This is a genomic window from Amycolatopsis oliviviridis, assembly GCF_014654365.1.
Classification (GTDB): Bacteria; Actinomycetota; Actinomycetes; order Mycobacteriales; family Pseudonocardiaceae; genus Amycolatopsis; species Amycolatopsis oliviviridis.
In genome coordinates, this window is sequence record NZ_BNAY01000009.1 from 61,704 (window position 1) to 83,612 (window position 21,909).

The 21,909-nt window shown below is 68.5% G+C and carries 18 protein-coding genes; 4 read left to right on the forward strand and 14 right to left on the reverse strand.

Translation table 11 applies throughout. From position 1 onward, the window contains the following. Positions 1-121 precede the first annotated feature (121 nt). Positions 122-916 (forward strand): arginase family protein, encoded by a 795-nt coding sequence (locus IE302_RS32485; RefSeq protein ID WP_191258275.1) that lies wholly within the window; start codon positions 122-124, stop codon positions 914-916. 231 nt (positions 917-1,147) lie between these two features. After that, entirely contained in the window at positions 1,148-2,431 is a 1,284-nt protein-coding gene (locus tag IE302_RS32490; protein ID WP_191258276.1) for a PucR family transcriptional regulator, read from the forward strand. 67 nt (positions 2,432-2,498) lie between these two features. On the opposite strand, the gene IE302_RS32495 is transcribed toward IE302_RS32490, so the two are convergent. Further along, entirely contained in the window at positions 2,499-3,878 is a 1,380-nt protein-coding gene (locus tag IE302_RS32495; RefSeq protein ID WP_191258277.1) for a DUF6801 domain-containing protein, read from the reverse strand. A gap of 69 nt (positions 3,879-3,947) precedes the next feature. Further along, positions 3,948-4,574: a DUF6801 domain-containing protein gene (locus IE302_RS32500; RefSeq protein WP_191258278.1), complete on the reverse strand. Its 627-nt coding sequence runs from the start codon at positions 4,572-4,574 to the stop codon at positions 3,948-3,950. Between the two features lie 345 nt (positions 4,575-4,919). Here IE302_RS32500 and IE302_RS32505 point away from each other — a divergent pair, with 345 nt between their 5' ends. Then, positions 4,920-5,840, forward strand: a complete 921-nt coding sequence (locus IE302_RS32505; protein ID WP_191258279.1) for an RCC1 domain-containing protein — start codon at positions 4,920-4,922, stop codon at positions 5,838-5,840. A gap of 129 nt (positions 5,841-5,969) precedes the next feature. Here IE302_RS32505 and IE302_RS32510 read toward each other — a convergent pair whose 3' ends face one another. From IE302_RS32510 to IE302_RS32565, 12 genes are all read right to left on the reverse strand, one after another. Then, on the reverse strand, positions 5,970-6,629 hold the full coding sequence (locus IE302_RS32510; RefSeq protein ID WP_191258280.1) for a hypothetical protein: 660 nt from the start codon (positions 6,627-6,629) through the stop codon (positions 5,970-5,972). 62 nt (positions 6,630-6,691) lie between these two features. Then, positions 6,692-7,300, reverse strand: coding sequence for a hypothetical protein (locus IE302_RS32515; RefSeq protein ID WP_191258281.1), 609 nt, complete (start codon positions 7,298-7,300; stop codon positions 6,692-6,694). Beyond that, entirely contained in the window at positions 7,297-7,800 is a 504-nt protein-coding gene (locus tag IE302_RS32520; protein WP_191258282.1) for an Rv1363c family protein, read from the reverse strand. The genes IE302_RS32515 and IE302_RS32520 overlap by 4 nt, the downstream gene beginning before the upstream one ends. After that, entirely contained in the window at positions 7,785-8,978 is a 1,194-nt protein-coding gene (locus IE302_RS32525; RefSeq protein ID WP_191258283.1) for an MCE family protein, read from the reverse strand. The genes IE302_RS32520 and IE302_RS32525 overlap by 16 nt, the downstream gene beginning before the upstream one ends. Further along, positions 8,978-10,033, reverse strand: a complete 1,056-nt coding sequence (locus tag IE302_RS32530; protein ID WP_191258284.1) for an MCE family protein — start codon at positions 10,031-10,033, stop codon at positions 8,978-8,980. Before IE302_RS32530 ends, IE302_RS32525 begins: the two co-directional genes overlap by 1 nt. Continuing rightward, positions 10,033-11,025, reverse strand: a complete 993-nt coding sequence (locus IE302_RS32535) for an MCE family protein (protein WP_191258285.1) — start codon at positions 11,023-11,025, stop codon at positions 10,033-10,035. Before IE302_RS32535 ends, IE302_RS32530 begins: the two co-directional genes overlap by 1 nt. Further along, positions 11,022-12,014 (reverse strand): MCE family protein, encoded by a 993-nt coding sequence (locus IE302_RS32540; protein WP_191258286.1) that lies wholly within the window; start codon positions 12,012-12,014, stop codon positions 11,022-11,024. Before IE302_RS32540 ends, IE302_RS32535 begins: the two co-directional genes overlap by 4 nt. Continuing rightward, a complete protein-coding gene (locus IE302_RS32545; protein WP_191258287.1) occupies positions 12,011-13,018 on the reverse strand; it encodes an MCE family protein in 1,008 nt (335 codons plus the stop codon). The genes IE302_RS32540 and IE302_RS32545 overlap by 4 nt, the downstream gene beginning before the upstream one ends. Further along, positions 13,015-14,280, reverse strand: a complete 1,266-nt coding sequence (locus tag IE302_RS32550) for an MCE family protein (RefSeq protein ID WP_191258288.1) — start codon at positions 14,278-14,280, stop codon at positions 13,015-13,017. Before IE302_RS32550 ends, IE302_RS32545 begins: the two co-directional genes overlap by 4 nt. Next, the gene (locus IE302_RS32555) at positions 14,277-15,140 is read right to left on the reverse strand and encodes an MlaE family ABC transporter permease (RefSeq protein ID WP_191258289.1); all 864 of its coding nucleotides are present in this window, start codon (positions 15,138-15,140) and stop codon (positions 14,277-14,279) included. The genes IE302_RS32550 and IE302_RS32555 overlap by 4 nt, the downstream gene beginning before the upstream one ends. Continuing rightward, positions 15,140-15,934, reverse strand: coding sequence for an MlaE family ABC transporter permease (locus IE302_RS32560; protein ID WP_016336400.1), 795 nt, complete (start codon positions 15,932-15,934; stop codon positions 15,140-15,142). Before IE302_RS32560 ends, IE302_RS32555 begins: the two co-directional genes overlap by 1 nt. Before the next feature lie 722 nt (positions 15,935-16,656). Beyond that, positions 16,657-17,652 carry an LLM class flavin-dependent oxidoreductase gene (locus IE302_RS32565; protein WP_191258290.1) on the reverse strand — a complete coding sequence of 332 codons (996 nt, stop codon included), beginning with the start codon at positions 17,650-17,652 and terminating at the stop codon, positions 16,657-16,659. A gap of 174 nt (positions 17,653-17,826) precedes the next feature. On the opposite strand from IE302_RS32565, the gene IE302_RS32570 reads away from it, so the two are divergent. Further along, complete coding sequence (locus IE302_RS32570) at positions 17,827-21,642, forward strand: nSTAND1 domain-containing NTPase (protein ID WP_444541948.1); 3,816 nt, start codon at positions 17,827-17,829, stop codon at positions 21,640-21,642. Positions 21,643-21,909: the final 267 nt, after the last annotated feature.

The following is a 21,909-nucleotide window of genomic DNA, read 5'->3' on the forward strand; positions in this document are numbered from 1 at the left end:
CCGATGAGTACATGAAGGCCCCCTTCCTTGCGCCAGGCGCAAGGAAGGGGGCCTTCATGTACTTCGCCTGGGCGGTGGCGGTCAGGTTCACGGACTTGCGGCCGCCGCTAACGTGGACCGGGTGCTGATCAACGCCGTACCCCAGTTCCAGGGCGCGCTGACCGAGCGCGCGCCGGAGATGCCCGAAGGCTGTGTCGCGCTCGCCGAACTGGCCGGTCACGTGCTGGGCGTACCGGTGCACCACATCCGGCAGACCCGCGAGACCTCGCCCACGGTCGACGGCGTCGCCAACCGCGAGGTGCTCACCGGCGCCAACCGGGCCGCGCAGCTCGCCGCGCTGGAGGCGCCGGGCGGGCCGGTGCTGACCATCGGCGGGGACTGCGGGGTCGAGCTGATCCCGATCGGGGTCGCGCGCTACCGCTTCGGGCCGGGGCTCGGCGTCGCCTGGTTCGACGCGCACGCGGACCTCAACACCGCGGAGACGTCGCCCTCGGGCGCGTTCCACGGCATGGTGCTGCGGTCGCTGCTCGGCGAGGGCGACCCGGATTTCGCCGCGAACCCGCGGCTCGAACCCGGTCGCGTCGTCCTGGCCGGGACCAGGGCGTTCGACGACGCCGAGCGGGCCGCGATCGATCGTGGGCTGGCCGTCGAAACGGACGACGTCGCCGCCGGGCTGGCCGGCGCGGACAAGGTGTACGTCCACCTCGACCTCGACGTGCTCGACCCGGGGGAGTTCGGCGGGCTGAACTGCCCGGAGCCCGGTGGCTTGACGATCGAGCGGCTGGTGGCGATGCTTCGCGGGCTGAGCGGCTTCGAAGTCGTCGGCGCCGGGATCACCGAATGCGTCGGCACCGACGTGCGCGTGCTGGAGCCCGTGCTGGAAGTACTCGGTGAATTGCTCACCGAAAAGCAGTGACACTCCGTCACGAAACAGGGTCCTTCGGCCGTTCGTACGTACGGCACGTGGCGTTTGCCGGGCACTTGTCATCAAAATTCAGCACTGAGCCGTGATTTTGTCACAACGGTGACAAGAAATCGGTTTCTTCTGCGAAAGGTGACACATTCACGAGCGACTTTGCGATGTGTTCGTTGTCACCCCACGATGATCGTGGGATGTCCGGACGCTGGGCGGAGCAAAGGAGCTGCGATGTCGGTGGAGCGCGGGATCGAACACGCTGCGCAGCCCCCTGCGGCACTGCCGCGCAAGCTCGCCGACATTTTGCGACCGGAACTCGGCAGCCTCGCCAACGAGATCGTCGACGAGATCCGGGCGACCATCCCCGCGTACGCGCGCCCGCTCGACGGGCCCTACGGCAAGTCGATCCGCGCCGGCGTCGAGTACGCGATCACCCTGTTCGTCGCCCAGATCGCGGATCCCACCGTCTCCAAGGAACAGTCGCACGAGGTCCACCACCGCCTGGGGCAGAACGAAATGCGGGAAGGCCGCAGCCTCGACACGCTCCAGTCGGCGTACCGGGTCGGCGCGCGGGTGTCCTGGCGGCGCATCATGCGCGTCGGCCGCCGCAGCGGGCTCTCGTCCGCCGTGATGTCGCAACTGGCCGACGCGATGCTCGCGTTCATGGACGAACTCGCGTCCGTCGCGCTGGACGGCTACCTCGAAGCGAAGGCGCGCACCGCGGGGGCGCTGGACACCTGGCGCCGCAAACTGCTGCACCTGGTGCTGGAGACCCCGCCCGCGCCGTCGAAGGCGATCGCGGAACTCGCGCAGCTGACCGGCTGGCCGGTGCCCGACCGCGCCACGCCGGTGGTGCTGCATCCGATCGGCGACAGCGTCAGACCCCGGCGGCACAACGCGGTGGATTCGGACGTCCTGGCCGAACTCGACTGCGCTGAGCCGCTCCTGCTCGTCCCCGGCGAGATCACCGGCGCCCGCCTGGCCACCCTGCAGGCCGCGCTCCCGGACTACCGGCTGTCGATCGGCCCGTGCCGTCCGCTGGACTCCGTCGCCGATTCGCTGCGCTGGGCGCGGGACGCCCTGCACCTCTCCGAACGCGGGATCATCCAGGCCCGCCGGGTGATCCGGGCCGAGGAACACCTCGCCACCCTGCTCGTGAACGCCGACTCCGCGCTGACCTGCCAGCTGCGCGACCGCCTGTTCGCCCCGCTCGCCGAGATGACCGGGAAACAGCGGGAACGGCTGCTCGAAACCCTGCGCGCCTGGCTCGACAGCCAGGGCAACGTCGTCGACATCGCCGAGCGCCTCCAGGTCCACCCGCAGACCGTCCGGTACCGCATGCGGCAGCTGCAGGCGACCTTCGGCGAGCATCTGCGCGACCCGGGCGCGCGGTTCGAGATGGAACTCGCGCTGCGGGCCGGTGCCGCCCCTGCGTCGGTGCCCGAGGGCTACGCGCTGCCGGAGGTCCTTCCGGCGCCGCGCAAGAGTCCACAGTGGACGCCGAGCGGGTCGTAATCCCCGGATGTCATGAAAGGGTCGTTCAGGACGGAAAACGTCCTGAACGACCCTTTCATGACACTTGTCAGCGGCGCGCGGGTGGCGGGTCCACGTTGGGACACTTGCGTTCCGGTGGTACCGGCGACCCGTCGAGCGAGACCTGGCTGACGCCGACGCAAGCCTGGTTCCCCGGGCCCGACGACATTCCGCTCAGGAGCGAATCGAGATCTTCCTTCACCCCGCAGCCGGAGAACTTCGGCAGCGTGAACTCCCGGTAGGCGGGATCCGCGGCGTTCGGATCGGTGCGCAGCACACCGCCGTTGAACATGTCGTACTTCTCACCGCGCAGGTTGAGCACGAGCGGCTTGGCGGTGAGACAGTCGTCGCCGACGTCGAGCGCGACGCCGTTGATGGTGACACCGCTCAGTTTCGCGAAGACTTCGAGTCGCGTAGTGACCGTCGATGAGCCGTCCGGTTCCGAGATCACCGTGCCGTTGACGTCGATGATGTGATTGCCGGTCCGGAAGTCCGGCGGTAGCAGTTCCATCGTCGCGGTGATCGGGACGAAGCCGAAGCCGAGGAACGTCACCTTGCTCGGGGGCATCATCGTGGTGCCGGTGATGCTGCTCGGCGGATCCGGCGGGACGATCCAGAAGGCGTTGAACATGAACGCCTGCGTGAGCCGGGCGAACGCGCCGAGTTTCGCGATCGTCGACGTGCCTTGCACTTCGAAGGGCTGCAGCGGGAACACGATGACGTTCGGGTCCGGTTCGTCGTTCGTCGCGACCGTGCCGGGCCTGGGTTTCCGATCGCCCGGTTTGCCGCTGTCCGGTTTCGCGTCACCCATAGCCACCAGAGCGACACTGCCCAGAGTGGCGTCCTGGCCCGGGTTTTGGGTACACGTGATCGGCTTGAGCGGGGTCTCGGCCGAGGTCGAGGTCAGCGCGAGGACCGGGGCACCGGTGGACAGCCGGAGTTCGCCGGGGACGGTCATCGCGATGTCGGGCACCTTGCCCGTCGCGACCAGCTTCACTTCGCCGGTGGCGGGCACCTTGGTCGCCGGGATCGTGAGGGTGACCGGGACCGGGGTCTTCTTGTCTTCGCGCGTGGCCGTGAGCTCGACTGTCGCTCCGCCGGAAACTTCGGGGGTGCCGCCGAGCGAGCCCTCGGTGAGGATGAAGGTGAGCGAGAAGTCCTTTACCTGCAGCGGTTTCCCGGTTTGGACGACCTTCGGCAGGGTGGCGGCGGTCTCTGTCACGACCGGTCGTTCACCGACGGGATCCGGGAAGACACAGGTGTTGTTCAGGGTCTGCCGTGCGGGAGATGCGCCCTGAAGCGGCGGGGACGGCGTCGTCGTCGGATCGGTCGCCGCCGAGGAGGCGAGTGCGCCGTTCACGCCCGCGAGCAGGATGACGCCCGCCAGAACGGGAAACCTCCCGAGTGCCCGGCGAACCTGCTGCGTCATACGGGTTCCTCTCGTGTCCGGTGTGGAGCCCGTGCGGGGCGGGCGTCCCCGCCCCGCACGGCGTGTTCATCAGGTGATGGTGATCGACGGGCTGAACGCGCGGTTCTGCGCCGGGTTGGTGTTCTTCACGGTGCAGTTGAAGTTCCAGGTGGTCCAGGAACCGTCCTTCTTGTGGAAGTCCAGCGGCGCGTTGATCGTGGTGCCGAGCGACGCGGTCGCCGAGCCGGGGGTGCCGGCGGTGAACGTCGGGACGCCGGTGCCCGCGTCCTGGACGATGTTGAACGTCCGGGGGCCGGGCACGTACGGGTTGATCTGCGTCGGGACGTTCAGGTTCGTCACCGTCGCCGACGTCGGGGTGGCGTTGGTGATGGTGATCGGCATGTTGGCCTTGCCGCGGACGCCGTCGTAGTTGGCGGCGTTGAGCAGCGCGTTGATGGTGGCGTTGATCGTCGCCGTCCCCGAGATGTTCGTCGGGGTGGCGGTGGCACCCGAGGCGATCGACGTCGGGCCGTCGAACTGGGCCTTCACGTCCAGCTGCTGCTGGCCGATGCCGGGGAAGTTGCACATGTACGCGACCGTGCCGGTGGCATAGGTGGTCGCGGCGAGGGCCGTGCCGGCGGTGAGCACGGCGACCGCGCCCATCACGATTCCGGTGGTGGCGACGCCGGCTGACAACTTGCCAAGTCTGCGGGACATACCTGTCATCTCCTTTGATCCAGTTTACGTCTCGGGCGGCTTTCCCCATGCGCCTTTCGGCGGATTTTTCTGATCAAATATGCTCGACTTGAGCGGCTTTCTCGGTGGTGGGGTAAACCGAGGTTACCCGCGAGTTATGTACGTAACAAGGATTCATGTCGACATGTTTCGGAGTGGGTGAGGGGCCCGTTCTTTCTTGTCAGTGCGCGCTGAATGCGATTATGAAGTTTGTGCGGCGATGACAAAGACGCGGCCGATCGGCGGAGCCGGGTTAACATTTCGCGCATGGTGTCATTCGATCGACGATCCGCGACACGGCGCGTGACGAGTTGCACGATAGCCGTAATGATCGCCACGGTTTCCCTTTCCGGTACCGCATACGCCGCGCCGACCGGTGAGGCGCGGCCGTGGGGGAGCAACGACTACGGGCAGGGGCAAGGGAACGTGCCCCCGGCGGCGCTCGGCGCGAGCGCGGTCTCCGCCGGCGCGCTCTCGCATCTCGCCCTCAAGGACGGCGGCGTGATCGCCTGGGGCAACAACAACTACGGCCAGACGACCGTGCCCGCGGCGGCGACGTCGGGGGTCACGGAGATCGCCGCGGGCTGGGCGCACGAACTGGCGCTCAAGAACGGGGGCGTGATCGCCTGGGGCAACGGCTTCTACGGCCAGAACGTCGTCCCGGCCGCCGCGACCTCGGGGGTCACGGCGATTTCCACCAGCGCGTACTTCAACCTGGCGCTCAAGTCGAACGGCAGCGTGCTGAGCTGGGGTTCGCGGACCGCCGTCCCGGCGACGGTCTCGTCGGGGGTCACCGCGATCTCGGCGGGCGGCGACCACGGGCTCGCGCTCAAGAACGGCGGTGTCGTCGCCTGGGGCAGCAACGGGAAAGGGCAGATCACCGTGCCCGCGGCGGCCACGTCCGGGGTGTCGGCGATCTCCGCCGGGTTCCGGCACAGCATCGCGCTGAAGAACGGCGGAGTCATCGCGTGGGGTGACAACGGCGCGGGCCAGGGCACGGTCCCGCCGGAGGCGCAGTCCGGCGTCGTCGCCATCGACGCCGGCTTCAACCACAACGTCGCGCTGAAGTCCGACGGGAGTGTTTTCGCCTGGGGCAGCAACGTGAAGCAGGAAAGCCGGGACACCAGCTCGGAACCGCCGACCGACTTCTGGAAGTTCTCCGGCGTCTGCGCGCCGGTGTACGCCGTTTCCGCTGGTGACAGCACCGGAGTGGCGCTGGTCGACCCGAACGCGCCCTACTTCTGCTGACCTTCCGTGAAGGACTCCGTGAAGGACTCCTTGAGGTCCATCCATGCCCCCGCCGCCACCCTCAGCGGAGACGCTGCGCGCCACTGCATGGATTCAAGTCCCTCAAGGAGTCCTTCACGGACTTGAGCGTCAGGACAGGTTCGACTTCATGCTCAGGTTGATCGTGTTGCCCGGACCGGAGATCAACGCGCCCAGTGCGAGGTCGTTGATGAAGCAGTCCTTGAACTCGGGGATCGTGAACACGCCCGACGACGGGATGGTCTCCGCGAACAGGTCGACGTTCTTCGACACCAGGGTCAGGTCGAGCGGTTTGACCGTCTTGCAGGCGTTCGGCACCGTCGGGAGCGGGATGACCGGGTAGAACAGGCCGACGACGATGTTGTCGATCAGCATGTTCGCCTGCGAACGGGTGGTCAGATCGCCGTTGGCCAGTGTGCCGGTGACCGGGCCGGTCGGCTCGATCCGCACGCGGGCCTTGATCTTGAAGACACCCGAGACCAGCGAGATGTTCGCCGTGGACGGGGGTAACGCGAGATCGCCGCGGATCCCGACGTTGTCCCCGTCGATGACGAGGGCGCCGTTGAGCTGGCCGGGGCCCAGGTCGAGGGTGCCGCCGGTCTTCTTCACCGTGGTCTTCCCGGTGACGGTGTAGGACACCGGGATCTCGACCGGGTCGTCCGCGAGCGCGGGGGACGCGGCGAGGCTGCCCGCCACGGCGAGCGCGGAAGTGAGCGCGACGACCGTGCCGAGACGGCGGCGGGCGGTTTTCGGGCGCGTTCGACCGAACATGGGATTCTCCTCGTTTTCTCTCCTGTTTTACAAAGCGGACGAAATGGGGGAAATGCCGGTGCTCATCGTGGGACGAGATCGGTGATGACCCAATTGTCGCCTTCGCGTTCGGCGGTGATCGAAAGCTGGGCGGCCGCCGTCGTCGAAGAATTGTTGTCGGCCCGCGTCGCCGCTTGATCGAGGAATACGAGCAGTCGTGCTTTACCGTCGCCGAGTTCCTGGACGGCGGATGACGAGACGCGGGTCGTGAGGACGAGTTTCTGTGCCGGGGCCTTTTCCCGGACCTGGGCGAACAGGCTGTTGTACGACTCCAGCGCCTTGCCTCTCAGCGCCGAAGCCGCCGCCTTTTCGGTGGCGTCGGTCCGGTCGTAGGAATAGGAGAAGATCTTGTTGAGCGCCACCGTGACCGCGGAGTTCACCTCGGCCGTCGCGCCGACGTCGGTGAGCGCGGTGTTGGCCGCCGACGGCGTGGCCGAGATCGACCTCGCCTCCAGCGTGAACCACCCGCCCGCCGCCACCAGCACGGCGGCCGCGACCAGCAGGATCAGTGGCAGCTTCGGCCGGCGGGACGGCTGTTCGGAGGTCTCTTCGGCGACGGGTTCGGCCGTGGCCTCGGTCTCGGCTTCGGTCTCGGTGACATCGTCGGCGTCGGTCTCGGCAGCGGCGGTCATCGCGCACCCACCGGGAGCTGGTCGAGCGCGCTGAGCTTCCAGCCTTCGCCGGTCCTGGTCAGCCCGGCGGCGAACCGGTTGCGTTTCGTCGTCGGCGCCGCGCCTTCTTTCGCCATCGTGATCTCCACCGAAGCCAGCATCTTGGCCGTTCCCGCGTGGTCGTCGAGTTCGCTGATCGCCGCGTCGAGCACCTTGCCCGTCGAGACCGTCCCGTCCTTGGTGAGTGTCTGCTTCGTCGCGTCGTCGGTCTTGCCCAGCTGATCGCGCAGCGGACCGGTCGACGCGGCGAGCCAGTCGGCGATGCCCTGCTCGACGCGGTGGTGGTCGAGACTGGTCAGCCGGGCGACCAGCTCACGTCCGGTCTTCAGCGCTTCGTCACGCGAGTTGCCGTAGGCCACGGTCTCGGAGCTCGTCGCGGTGAACCAGGTGTACCCGGCCCAGCCGGCGAACGCGCAGGCCGCGGCGAGCACGGCGATCGCGATCTTCAGTTGCGCAGCCACAACATCTCCTCGAGGCTGGTGGACGTCGGCTGGCCGTCGGCGCCGAAACCGCCGGGGATCGCGGCGGGCGGGACGCCGCCCTTCGGCGCGTTCTGCGAGCCGCGGACCGAACTCGGGTTGCCCCTTTCGAGCGTGCAAGCGGCACTGGTGTTGAACGGCAGCGCCGAGAGGTCCGCGCTGCTGCGGATCCTCGTGCCCTCGTAGCCCTTGGTGCACGGCATCGGGTCGAAGAAGTTCAGGACCAGGCCGATCTTCCCGGACTCGTCGTCGATGGCCGCGTCGACCGCGGAGACCGCCTTGGGGGTGTTGATCAGCAGTTGCCGCAGGCCGTCGGTGCGCGCGGAGAACACGTGCGACGTGGTGAGCAGGTTCGCCAGCAGGATCGGCAGGCCGGGCTCGTTGTCCCGCAGCAGCCCGGAGAGCTGGGTGGCCGCTTCGGGCGCGGTCGCGATCAGCCTGCGCAGGTCACCGTCCGAACTGGACAGCTGCTGGGCGAACTGCCTGGCGTTGTCGCTGAACTGCCGCCATGCCTGCGACGAGTCGACCTGGGTCCTGAGCACGGTCGAGCCGTCGGTGAGCAGTTTCTCCGTCTGCGGCAGGTGGTTCGCGGCCTGCTTGGTGAAGTCGGTGGTGGAGTCCAGCAGCACCTGGAGGTTCGCGCCGGAGCCGCGCAGGGCGTTGTCGAGTTCGTCGACCACGACGCGCAGGTCCTCGGTCGGCACCGACGCGGTCAGCGAGTCCAGGTCGGTCAGCAGATGCTGCACCGGCAGCGGGACACTCGTCGCCTCGCGCGGGATGACCGAACCTTCGGCGAGGAACGGCCCGTCACCGGTCCTCGGCTGCAGGTCGACGAACTGCTCGCCGACGGCGGACCGGTTCGCCACCACCGCCCGCGAGTTCGCGGGGATCGGCGGCGCGTCGTCGTCGATGAGCAGATCCGCTTCCATGCCCCCGGCGGTGAGCCGGAGTTCGCCGACCCGGCCGACGGCGACGCCGCGGTAGGTCACCTCGCCGTTGGTGAACAGGCCCCCGCCGTCGGTCAGCGCGAGCTTCACGGTATACCCGCTCGCCCCGAAGAGACGGCCGAGCCCCGCGTAGTTGGCCCCGACGAACGCCGTCGTCGCGAGCGCGATGATGACGAACGCGATCACCTGGATCCGGACACGGACGGTGAGCATCAGCTACCTCCGGAGGACGGCAGCGGAAGGGTCGGGAGTCCCGGCGGGACCCCTTCGCCCGGCGGAGGCAAGCTGACGCCCGGCCCGGGGATCATCGAGGCGTAGACGTTCAGATAGTCGCCCTTGATCCCGTCGCGGACGGCGTCGGTGAACGGGAACGTCGGCAGGATCTCCAGCGACTTGGGCAGGCTTTCGCCGGCGTCGGCCAGCCGCTTGAGGATCGGCGCGAGCGCGGTGAGATCCGCGACGAGGTCGGCGCGGGTCTTCTTGATCACGTCGACGCCGACCCCGGAGAGCCGGTCGAGCGACTGCAGCATCGAGACGAGCTGGGTGCGCTGCTCGGAAAGGCTCTTCAAGCCGGGGGTGAGGTCGGTGAGCGCGCCTTCGACCTGGGATTTCCGGTTGGCCAGCGTCGTCGAGAGCCGGTTGAGGCCGTCGAGCGCCGAGGTGATCTCGGAGCGGTGCGAGTCCAGGTTGGACACCAGTTGCTCCACAGTGGACAGGAAGGAGCGGATCTCCTCCTCGTTGCCGTCCATCACCTTCGACAGCTCGCGGTTGATGGTCTGCAGCTGGCCGATCCCGCCGCCGTTGAGCAGCAGGGACAGCGCGCCGAAGATCTCCTCGAACTCCGGGTTGCGGTTGGTGCTCGCGACGGGGATCACCCCACCGTCGCCCAGCCTGCCCTCGGCCTTCGCCGCGCTCGGGGCGAGTTCGATGAACTTCTCGCCGAGCAGGCTGGACTGCCGCAGCCGTGCGATGGCGTTGGCGGGCAGGTGGACGTCGCCGTTGACCGCCAGGACGGTTTCGGCCGTCCAGCCGTCTTCGCCGAGCTTGATCGTCTCGACCCGGCCGACCGGGACGTCGCCGACCTTCACCGCGGCCTGGGGGACCAGGTCGAGCACGTCGGCGAACTGCACGGTGACCCGGTACGGATGGTCGCCGATGTCCGCGCCGCCGGGCAGCGGCAGGTCGTAGACGCCCTTGAAATCGGAGGAACAGGCGGTGAGCGCGACGCAGCAGGCGGCGAGCACCGCCATCGTGCGTTTCGTGGTCATCAGCGCCCCCCGGTGTAGGTGTCGCCGGCGACCGGCAGCGGGAGCGGGGCGTAGTCGCCGAGGAACCCGCGGCCCTGCAGCTTCCCGGTCTTCGGGTCGACGGCTTCGAGCACGTTCGTCACCGCCAGCGGGATGGTGTCCAGGGTCTCGGCCAGCGCGGCGCGTTTGCCTGCCAGCGTCCCGGTGGTCACCGCGAGCTTGTCCACATTGGACTTGATCAGCGCACGGTTGTCCCGGATGAACTGCTGGATCTGCGCGAGCGCACCGCCGAGGCCGTTGAGCGCACGGGCGAGTTCGTCCTTGTTCCGCGCCAGCGTCCCGGTCACGGAGGCGAGCTGCTTGTTGATCTCGCTGACGTTCCGGTCGTTGGTCGCCAGCATCGAGGTGAACCGCTGGAGCTCGTCGACGGTGGCGAACAGGTTCTGCGAGTTCCCGGACAGCGTCCTGGCGAGGTCGGCGAAGTTGCGCACCGACTCGTTGAACGGCTTTCCGTTGCCCTGCAGGTTCTTCGCGCCGGTGCGCAGCAGTTCCGACAACGCGCCGTCGGCGTTCGCGCCCTGGGGGCCGAGCGCCTTGGCGAGGGTGTCGAGGCTGGAATAGAGCTGGTCGAGTTCCACCGGCGTGCCGGTGCGCTCCACCGGGACCACCGCGCCGTCGTTAAGCCGGTTCCCGGTGCGGGTGAGCTTGGTGAACTGGACGTACCGGTCGGCGACCACGCTCGGCGCCACGACCAGGACGTTCGTGTCGGTGGCGATCGGGGTCGCGCCGTCGACGGTCAGCACGACCTTGACCTGTTCGCCTTCCGGGGCCACCGACTCGACCTGGCCGACCCGGACGCCGAGCACCCGGACGTCCGATCCACTGTAGACACCGACGGCGCGCGAGAAGTACACCGTGACGCGGTCGAGCCCGCTGCCGGAGAAGATCCACCAGAGGCCGCCGACGACGGCCAGGGCGAGCACGAGCGCGAGGGTGACGAACCTGCTGATCACCGGCCACCTCCACGGGGGATCACCGGGGTACACGGATCCCGGTTCTCCGGGATCAGCCCGCACAGGTAGCTGTCGACCCAGCGCCCGTTGCCGAGGGAGTTGTTCACCACGCGGAAGTACGGCGCGGCGAGGTCGAGGCTCTTGGCGAGATTGTCGTTCTGCCGCTGCAGGATGTCGGTCACCTCTCCGAGCTGGCTGAGCGCCCCGCCGAGCTGCTCCGTGTTGTCCTGCACCAGTCCCGAAAGCTGGGTGGCGAGGTCCTGCGAGCCGGTCAGCAGGTCGTGGATCGCCTGCCGCCGGTTGTCCAGTTCGGTCAGCAGCAGGTTGCCGTCCGAGAGGAGCTTGGCGAAGTCCTCGTTCGAGTTCGCCAGAGTCGTGGTGAGGCCGTGCGCGTTCGACAGCAGGCTGGCGAGTTCGTTGTCCCTGGAGGACACGGTCTTCGACAGCGACGTCAGCCCTTCGAGGGCTTTCCGGATGTGCTCGGGCGAGTTCTTGAACGTGTCGGACAGCGTGGTGAAGCTCTCGGCGAGCTGATCGGTGTCGATCGCGCCCGCGGTGTCGGCCAGCCCGTTGAACGCCTCGGTGACGTCGTAGGGCGTCACGGTCCGGGTGCGGGGGATGACCTGCTTCGGGTTCTGCACCGTCTCGCCGGTCGGGCGCAGCGCCAGGAACTTGCGGCCCAGCAGCGTCTTGATCTTGATCTCGGCGGCGGTCTTGTCACCGACCCAGGCGTCCTTGACCCGGAAGCTCACCACCACGTGGTCTTCGGCGAGCTGGACGTCGCTCACCTCGCCGACCTTGATCCCGGCGATCCGCACCTCGTCGTCGGCCTGCAAGCCTGCCGCTTCGGAGAACTCGGCCTGGTAGGTGGTCCCGGAGCCGATGACCGGGAGGTTCTCGTAGTTGAGCGTCGCGGTCAGCAGCGCGGCCGCGACGGCGCTGCCGACCACGCCGACGACGATCGGGTTCCGCTCCTTGAAAGGTTTCACGACGCGCACCTCTCCGCCGTCGCCGGGACCCCGCGGGGCGGGTCGCTGCGGAGGACGGCCGAGCACAGGTAGAAGTTCATCCACGATCCGTACGAGCTGATCCGGCCCAGGTCGTTCAGTTTCCCGGGGAGCACGGTGAGGAACCGGTCGACCTCGGCCTTGCCCTGGTCGGTCGTCAGCGCGCCGGAGAGCAGGCCGAGCCCCTCGATGCTGTCCTTGAGCGGCTTCCTGCCCTGTTCGAGCAGACCGGCCGTGGCGGTGGTGAGGTCGGCGAGCCCGGAGACGGCCTGCCCGATCTCGGCCCGGTCACCGGCGAGGCCGGACACCAGTTCCTTCAGCGTGGAGACCAAAGTGGACAGTGCGTCGCCCTTGCCGTTGATGGTCTTCAGCACCGTGTCCAGATTCGTGATCACGTCGCCGATCACCTTGTCGCGGCCGGCGAGCGTGGTGGTCAGGGAACCGGTGTGCGCCAGCAGGCTTTCCACCGTGCCGCCCTCACCCTGCAGTACCTGGACGATCTCGCCGGAGAGCTGGTTGACGTCCTTGGGCGACAACGCCTGGAACAGCGGTTTGAAGCCGTTGAACAGTTCTGTCAGGTCCAGCGCGGGAGTCGTGCGCTCCAGCGGGATCTCCGCGCCCGGCTCCAGGAGTTCGCGGGTGCCCTTGCCGCGTTCGAGGGCGATGTAGCGCTGGCCGACCATGTTGCGGTACTTGATCACCGCGTTGACGTCGGCGGGCAGCCTGCGCTGGGAGTCGAGGGAGAACCTGACCCGCGCCAGGCTGTGGTCGGCGATCTCCAGTTCCTCGATCTGGCCGACCCGCACCCCGGAGATCCGGACGTCGTCGCCGACGTTCAGTGACGTCGCGTCGAGGAACTTGGCGCTGTAGGTCTTGGTGTCGCCGAGGCCGGTGTTGGTGATGGACACCGCGAGCAGGACCGTCGCCAGTGTCGTGATGACGACGAAGATCAGCCCCTTGATCAGCGGGCTCACGAAGTTCCTCATCGCAGGGTCACCTCCGTGCCCCGGTAGAGCGGGCCGACGAGCACGCTGCCCCAGGCGGGCACCTGGCTCGCCGGGACGCCCGCCGACGGGGCGACCAGTGTCGAGATCAGTTCCCGTTCCTGCGGCGAGTTCGCCAGGCCGAGGTCGCCCTGAACGCCGGGGAGCGCGGCGGTCTTCTCGCCGGTCGCGGCGATTCCCTGGCTCATCAGGCCGTTCGACGGGTAGCAGCGGGGTTCACCGGTGGCGTTGTAGACCGGATCGTCCTTGCCCGGGACGTATTTGCCACGCGGCTGGGAGATGGTGATCTCCGCGTGCAGGCCGGGTTCGTCGGTGCCCTTGCCCAGCACCTTGTCCATCTGGGGCTTCAGCTTGGCCAGCGCGTCGATCGTGCAGGCGAAACTCGGCGAGTACTTCGCGGCGACTTCGAGCGGTGCCCGGCTGTCGGCGGCGAGCGCGATGATGTTGGCGCGGTTGTTGGCCAGGAACGTCGTGACCTGCTGAGAGGACGACGTCACCTGCTGGTACACCGTCGCCAGTTCGGCGCGCTTCTCCTTGACCGTGTCGAGGGTGACGGCCGAAGCGCTCAGGGCGTCGAGCAGATCCGGGGCGATGTCGCCGTACAGCTGCGAAACCGTCGCGAGGTCGCGGATGTTGTCGTTCAGCGCCGGGAGGTTCGGGTTGAACTTCTGGAGGTAGTCCGCCGCGGTGGCGAGGGTGTCGCCGATCCGCTCGCCGCGGCCCTCCAGCGCGGTGGCGACCGTGGTCAGCGTCGTGGCGAGCTTCTGCGGCTGCACCGCTTTGAGCAGCGGCAGCAGGTTGTCGAAGACCCGCTCCAGTTCGATCGCGTTGGCCGACCGGTCCTGGCCGATCACGTCGCCCGAAGCCAGCGGCGGCGCCGTGGATCCGTCCGGAATGGACAGTTGCACGTATCGCTCGCCGAACAGGGTCTTCGGCACGAGCAGCGCGGACACGTTCCGCGGCAGCTGGGAGACCTTGCCGGGCTCCATGGCCAGGTCGATCTCCGCGCCCGACGGCGTCGCGCGGACGTCGCGGATCTCGCCGACCACCACGCCGCGCGCCTTGACCTGCCCGCCCGCGCGCAACTGGTTGCCGACCCGGTCCGCCTGCAGGGTCACCGGGACGGACGTGACGAAGTCCTTCCGGTAGATCTTGACCGACAGCAGCACGAGGGCGGACATCACCACGAGGAACAGCACCCCCGCCGTCCTGACCCCGGCTTTGCGCAGCCCGCGCCGGCTCATCCGGCCACCTGCACCGTCGTGGTCGCGCCCCAGATCGCGAGGCTGAGGAAGAAGTCCAGCACGCTGACCGCCACGATCGCGGTCCGCACGCCGCGGCCGACGGCCACCCCGACCCCCGCCGGCCCGCCGCTCGCGCGGAAACCGTAGTAACAGTGGGCGAGCACGATCACGACACTGAAGACCAGCACCTTGAGGAACGACCAGAGCACGTCGCCGGGTGGCAGGAACAGCAGGAAGTAGTGGTCGTAGGTGCCCGCGGACTGCCCGTAGAACCAGACGGTGATCTGGCGCGACGCGAGATACGAGGTCAGCAATCCGATCGCGTACAGCGGGATGACCGCGAGGAAGCCCGCGATGATCCGGGTGGTCACCAGGTACGGGACGCTGGGGATGCCCATCACTTCGAGCGCGTCGATCTCCTCGGAGATCCGCATCGCGCCCAGTTGCGCGGTGAACCCGCAGCCGACGGTGGCCGAAAGCGCGAGCCCGGCGACGAGCGGCGCGATCTCGCGGGTGTTGAAGTACGCGGAGACGAACCCGGCGAACGCCGACGTGCCGACCTGGTTGAGCGCCGAATAGCCCTGGAGCCCGACGACCGTGCCGGTGAACACGGTCATCCCGATCATCACGCCGATCGTGCCGCCGATGACCGCGAGCGCGCCGCTGCCGAAGCTGACCTCCGCCAGCAGGCGGGTGATCTCGCGGAGATAGCGGCGTACCGCGCGCGGTACCCAGGCCAGCGCCTTGAGGAAGAAGAGGATCTGGTCGCCGAGCGTGTCCAGGAAACCGAACCGGCGATCGACGGCTTCGCGGACTCGCGTCGTTCGGGTGCTTGTGGGGGGCGGTGTCGTCGTGACCATCAGCTGCCCTTCGCCGGGACGAGCTGCAGGTAAAGCGTCGTCAGCACGAGGTTCAACAGGAACAGGAGCAGGAACGTGATCACCACGGATTGATTCACCGCGTCACCGACGCCTTTCGGGCCGCCTTTCGGATTGAGCCCGCGATAAGAGGCGACGATCGCCGCGACGAAACCGAAGATGACCGCTTTGATCTCGCTGATCCAGAGGTCCGGCAGCTGCGCGAGAGCGGAGAAACTGGCCAGATAAGCACCCGGTGTCCCGTTCTGCATGATGACGTTGAAGAAATAGCCGCCGAGGACGCCGACCACGCTGACCATTCCGTTCAGGAATGCGGCGACTCCCATCGCGGCGAGCACGCGGGGCACGATCAGGCGCTGGATCGGGGAGACCCCGAGCACCTCCATCGCGTCGATCTCCTCGCGGATCGTGCGGGACCCGAGGTCCGCGCACATCGCCGAACCGCCGGCGCCCGCGATCAGCAGCGCCGTCACGATCGGGCTCGCCTGCTGGATGATCGCCAGCACACTGGCCGCGCCGGTGAAGGACTGCGCGCCGATCTGCGCGGTCAGCGAACCGATGTGCAGCGCGATCACCGCGCCGAACGGGATCGCGACCAGCGCCGTCGGCAGGATCGACACGCTCGCGATGAACCAGAACTGCTGGATCAGCTCACGGGCCTGGAACGGCCGCCGGAAGGTCAGGCGGACGACGTCGAGGCCGAGCGAGTAGAGCCTGCCCGTCTCCCGGATCGCACCCGCGCCGGGGAATGAGGGTGCGCCAGTCCGGACGCCCACGCCGACCCTCCAGTTTTCCGGGCACGGCGAATACACCCCAGGTTGCGCAATTCCTTTGCTCCGAATGGCGGAACGGAATCGTTGAATAGGATCAACGGGGTGTTACCGTGCTGTTTGCTACTGGTCGGTACGCTAATGACGAGCCTGCTTGGTGACAAGAACTTCGGTCCGATCAAGACGTCACGTCCTGGTAACCGGTGAATTCTTGTCCCTTTGTGACAAAGGCGGACGTGGATCTTGTCCGTTCTTTCGTGTTCGTTCGCGCGGCGGGCCGTTCGGCGCGCGAGGGTGGGTGAGTGGCGGGGCGGTCACCCGCTTGGAGTCTCGATCGGTCCTCGAGTGGACGGCGACCGCCCTGGAGGCTGCGGCGGTCGAGGGGGCGAGTGTCATGAAAGGGCCGTTCAGGACGTTTTTCGTCCTGAACGGCCCTTTCATGACATGCGTCAGGTCGTGAGTGGCGATTCGGGCCGTGGTCTTCGCAGGCCGATTCCGTGAAGGACTCCTTGAGAGACCCAGAGTCCCTCAAGGAGTCCTTCGCGGAATCGGCAATCGCCACATTCGTCCCACAGGCACCAGCAGTCACAGCGGCTGCGCGTGAAGGCCCCCTTCACGCGGCTCAGCCGAGGTAACTCGACCTTCACGCCTTGCCCAGTACATGAAGGCCCCCTTCCTTGCGATAGGCGCAAGGAAGGGGGCCATCATGTACGTCAAGCGAGCGAGAGTCAGCGCGCCAGTTCGGACACCAGTTCATAGGAGCGGACCCGGTCCGCCTGGTCGTGCACCATGGTCGTGATCATCAGTTCGTTCGCGCCGGTGTCGGCCAGCAGCGTCTCGAGTCCCTTGTGGACTGTCTCGGGCGAGCCGATGACGCTGCTCGAAGCCCGGTCCTCGATGAACACGCGCTCGATGTCGGTGTACGGGTAGGCCGCGGCTTCTTCCGGCGTCGGCAGCGGGATGGGGCGGCCCTTGCGCAGGCTGAGGAACGTCAGCCCGCTGGGCGCGGCCAGGTACTGGGCCCGTTCGTCGGTCTCGGCGGCCACCACGGAGACGCCGAGCATCACGTATGGCTCGTCCAGGACGTCCGACGGCTTGAAAGAGTCGCGGTAGAGCGCGACGGCGGGAAGCGTGTTCTCGGCGCTGAAGTGGTGCGCGAAGGAGAACGGCAGCCCCAGTTCGCCCGCCATCCGCGCGCTGAAGCCGCTCGAACCGAGCAGCCACACCGGTGGCTTGTTGCCCTCGGCGGTCACGGCGTTGACCGCGCGCTGGTCGGAGTGCTCGAAGTAGGCCAGCAGTTCCGCGAACTGCTGCGGGAAGTTCTCCGCGGTGAGCCCGCCGGGGCCGCGCAGCGCCAGTGCGGTCCGCTGGTCGGTACCGGGGGCGCGGCCGATGCCGAGGTCGATCCGGCCGGGGTGGAACGCCTCCAGGGTGCCGAACTGTTCCGCGACCACCAGCGGCGCGTGGTTCGGCAGCATGACCCCGCCGGAGCCGACTCGGATGCGTTCGGTGGCGGCGGCGACCTGGCCGATCATCACGGCGGTCGCGGAACTCGCGATGCCGGGCATGTTGTGGTGCTCGGCGAGCCAGTACCGGTGGTAGCCGAGCGCTTCGGTCCGGCGGGCGAGGTCGAGGGTGTTCCGCAGCGAGTCGCCCACGCCCTTTCCGGCCACGACGGGCGAGAGGTCGAGCACGGACAGCGGGATGTCAGGCAAGGAGGTCACGCATCGGTACAACGCTCCGGGCCCCTGATCCCTTCCCGTGACATCGGGCACCTGTCGAACGATCGAAATTAACCGGCTCGATGTACCCGGTGCCCGGCGGGCTTCCGCCGTTTTCACGGTACGGTTGCCCCGAATGTGACCGGTGGGAAAACCACTGAAAAGAAAGGATTGAGGGTGCCGCGTCCGGAGCGACCTTTGGACCCCGGGGATGACCCGTTGCTCGGGTTCGCCGCCGATCTCCGGCGATTGCGGGAGAAGGCCGGAAATCCGACGTACCGCGAGCTGGGCAGGCGTGCCCATTACTCGGCGGGCACCCTGTCCGAAGCCGCCGGCGGGAAGAAGATGCCCAGCTTGGCGGTCACATTGGCCTACGTCCGGGCCTGTGACGGGCCCGAGGCCGAGTGGGAGGCCCGATGGCATGACGTGACCGAGCGGACGCGTACGGGAGTCAGCGATTCACCGGTTGCCCCACTGAATGGGGAATCGGCCCCTTATATCGGCCTGACCGCATTCGGCCCGGGTGACGCCGGGCGATTCTTCGGTCGCGAACGACTTGTCGAGAAACTGGTCACCCGGCTTTCGGGGCAAAGATTTCTGGCGGTTCTGGGAGCGTCCGGTTCCGGTAAGTCGTCGTTACTGCGGGCGGGCCTCTTGCCCGCCGTCGGCGAGAACTCCGTCACGGTGCTGATGACCCCCGGCGCACGGCCGCTGCAGGAATGCGCCGTCCAGTTCGGCGCCGCGCTCGGGCTCGCGCCCGGCGGCCTGCTCACGGAGTTCACCGACCATCCGCGCAACCTCGGTCTCGCCGCCCGCCAGCTGGTCGCCGACCGCGAGGGCGACGTCGTCCTGGTCGTCGACCAGTTCGAAGAGGTCTTCACGCTCTGCCAGGACGCCGACGAGCGGGCCGCCTTCCTGGCCGCGCTGGTCACCGCGACGACGGAGCCGGACAGCCGGACCAGGGTCGTCCTCGGCATCCGCACCGACTTCTACACGCACTGCGCGCGGCATCCCGGGCTGGTCGAAGCCATGCAGGACGCGCAGATCCTCGTCGGCCCGATGAACACCGAAGAGCTGCGGCAGGCCATCTCGCGGCCGGCGATCGACGCCGGGTACCGCGTCGAGAACGCGCTGGTCTCGCGGCTGGTCGCCGACGCGACCGGGCAGCCCGGCGTTCTGCCGCTGCTCTCGCACGCGCTGCTGGAGACCTGGCGCCGCCGCCACGGCAACACCCTCACCCTCACCGGCTACGAGTCCACCGGCGGGATCGAACGGTCGGTCGCGCAGACCTCCGAGCACACCTTCACCGCGCTGAGCGAACACCAGCAGCGGCTGGCGAACCAGATCTTCCTGCGGATGACCGCGCTCGGCGAGGGCACCGAGGACACCAAACGCCGCATCACCCGCGACGAGGTGGACGCCGACGACCCGGACGTCGCCGTCGTGCTCGACAGGCTGGCCTCCTCGCGGCTGGTCACCCTCGACGACAACGGCATCGAGATCGCGCACGAGGCGCTGATCCGCGGCTGGCCGCGGCTGCGCGAGTGGCTCGCGGAGGACCGCGAGGGCCTGCGCGTGCACCGCCAGCTCACCGAGGCGACCGACGCGTGGGAATCGGTCGGCTGCGACGACGGCTGGGTCTATCGCGGCGCGCGGCTGTCCATCGCCACGGACTGGGCCGGCGAGCACGAGAGCGCGCTTTCCCAGCGTGAACGCCGCTTCCTCGACGCGAGCGTGGCCATCGAGAACCGCGAACAGGCCATCGCCCGCCGCCGCACCCGGCGGCTGCGCCAGCTCGTCGCGCTCCTCGCGGCGCTGCTGGTGCTGGCGACGGCCGCGATGGTGTACGCGGTCCGGGCCGAGCAGACCGCGACCAGCCAGCGCAACAGCGCGCTCGCGCAGAAGGTCGCCGGGCAAGCCCTCGAAATGCGGTCGACGAACCCGGGACTGGCCGCGCAGCTCGCGCTGGCGGCGTACCGCGTGGACCCGGGGACGGAGACCCGCAGCAGCGTGCTCGGGATGGTCGCCTCGCCGTATTCGACCCGGGTCCCCGGGCACGCCAACCGGGTCAACTCGGCCGCCCTGCGCGGCGACGGCCAGGTGCTGGTGACCGGCAGCTGGGACCAGACGGCGAAGCTGTGGGACGTCAAGGATCCCTATCGCCCGCGCGAACTGGCCACGCTGTCCGGGCACACCGAAAACGTCAACTCGGTGGCGTTCAGCGCCGACGGCGGCGCGGTGGCGACGGCGGGCTGGGACAAGACAGCGAGGCTGTGGAACGTCGCCGATCCCGCGAAACCCGGGCCGGGTGTGCCGGTGGGGGAGCATCCGAGCCGGGTCAACGCGGTCGCGTTCAGCCCGAAGGCGCCGGTGCTCGCCACCGCGGACGGCGACGGCACGATCCGCCTGTTCGACGTCCGCGATCTCGCGAAGCCGGTGCTCGTGGCCACGCTCACCGGGCATACCGGCAACGTCAACGGTCTCGCCTACGCCCCCGACGGCCGGACGCTCGCCTCGGCGGGTGCGGACAAGACCGCGCGGCTGTGGGACGTCGCCGAACCGGGCAAGGCCAGGCCGCTCGGCGTGATCGGCGGGCACACCGCCGGGGTCCATGCCGCCGCGTTCAGCCCGGACGGCCGGACGCTGGCCACCGCGAGCATCGACCAGAGCGCGCGCCTGTGGGACCTCGCCGACCCGATGGCGCCGGCGCCGGTGGCGACCTTGGCGGCGCACAAGACCATCGTGCGGTCCGTGGCGTTCAGCCCCGACGGGAAGACGCTGGCCACGACCGGCTTCGACCGCAACGCGCGGCTGTGGGACCTCGCCGACCCGAAGAAGCCGCGCGAGAAGACACCGCTGTCCGGGCACACCGCGGCGGTGGTCTGGTCGGTGTTCTCCCCTGACGGCCGCACGCTGGTGACCGCGAGCGACGACCAGACGGTGCGGTTGTGGGAGGTGCCGGGACCCGCGGTCAGCGGCCCGGCGAGGTCGGCCTGCCGGGCGGTGTTCAGCGCCGACGGGAAGCTGCTGGCCACCGGGAGCCAGGACGGCGTGGTGCGCCTGAACGACGTCGCCGATCCGCGGAACCCGCGTGAGCTGGGCCGGATCCCGGGCTTCGCCAACGGCGTCTGCGGTCTCGCGTTCAGCCCGGACGGCCGGACGCTCGCCGTCGGCGCCTGGGACCACACGATGCGGCTGATCGACGTCACCGATCCGCGCGCGCCGGTCGACGCCGGCGTCTTCAGCAGGCCCCCGGAGGACATCGACGCGGTGGCGTTCAGCCCGGACGGCCGGACCCTCGCGACCGCGGGCACCGGCCACACGGTGAAGCTGTGGGACGTGGCGGACATCCGGAAACCCGTCGAACTCGCCACTCTGACCGGACACGAGGACGACGTCCATTCGATCGCGTTCGGCCCGGACGGCCGCACCCTGCTGACCGGGGGCTGGGACCACACGGCGCGGCTGTGGGACGTCTCGATGGTGAAGGCGCCGAAGCAGCTTTCGGTGCTGAAGGGACACACCGACACCGTGTTCTCCGTCGCCTTCAGCCCGGACGGCAGACTCGCCGCCACCGGTGGCGCCGACCGCACCGCGCGGATCTGGGACGTGTCGGATCCGGCGGCCCCGAGGGAGTCCGCGTTGCTCACCGGGCACACCGACATCGTCATCTCGGTGGCGTTCGGCGGCGGCGGGAAGACCTTCGCGACCGGCAGCTACGACCGGACCGTGCGACTATGGGATGTCGCCGATCCCGGGACGATCCGCCAATCGGCGACCTTGGCCGAGGATGTCGACAGGGTCAACGCGGTGGCGTTCGCCCCTGACGGGCACACGCTCGCGGGTTCCGTCGCGGACGGCAGCGTGCGGTTGTGGGAGACGAACGCCGAACGCGCCGCCGATCGCGTCTGCGCGACCGTGTACCCGCGGATCACGGAGGCGGAGTGGGAACAACGCCTCCCGGGGCTCGATTACCGGCCTCCGTGCCCGTGACCACCGCCGATTCGTTGTTCGGCGTTGTTGTTCGGTGAAAGTGCCGTGACACCGAACAACGATTAGGCGCTAGAAATACCCCTGGACGTGCGATGCGTCCCCACATCGTTCACTCACCGGGGGTCTGAAGGGCTCCTTCAGGACATTCACCAGTGCCCTGAAGGAGCCCTTCAGCTTTTTCGCGCCCACCCCAGAACGCATTTCGTCCTCTGGATGCGGTACTTGCGTGGGCAACTACCGCATCCAGAGGACGAAACGCGTCGGGAA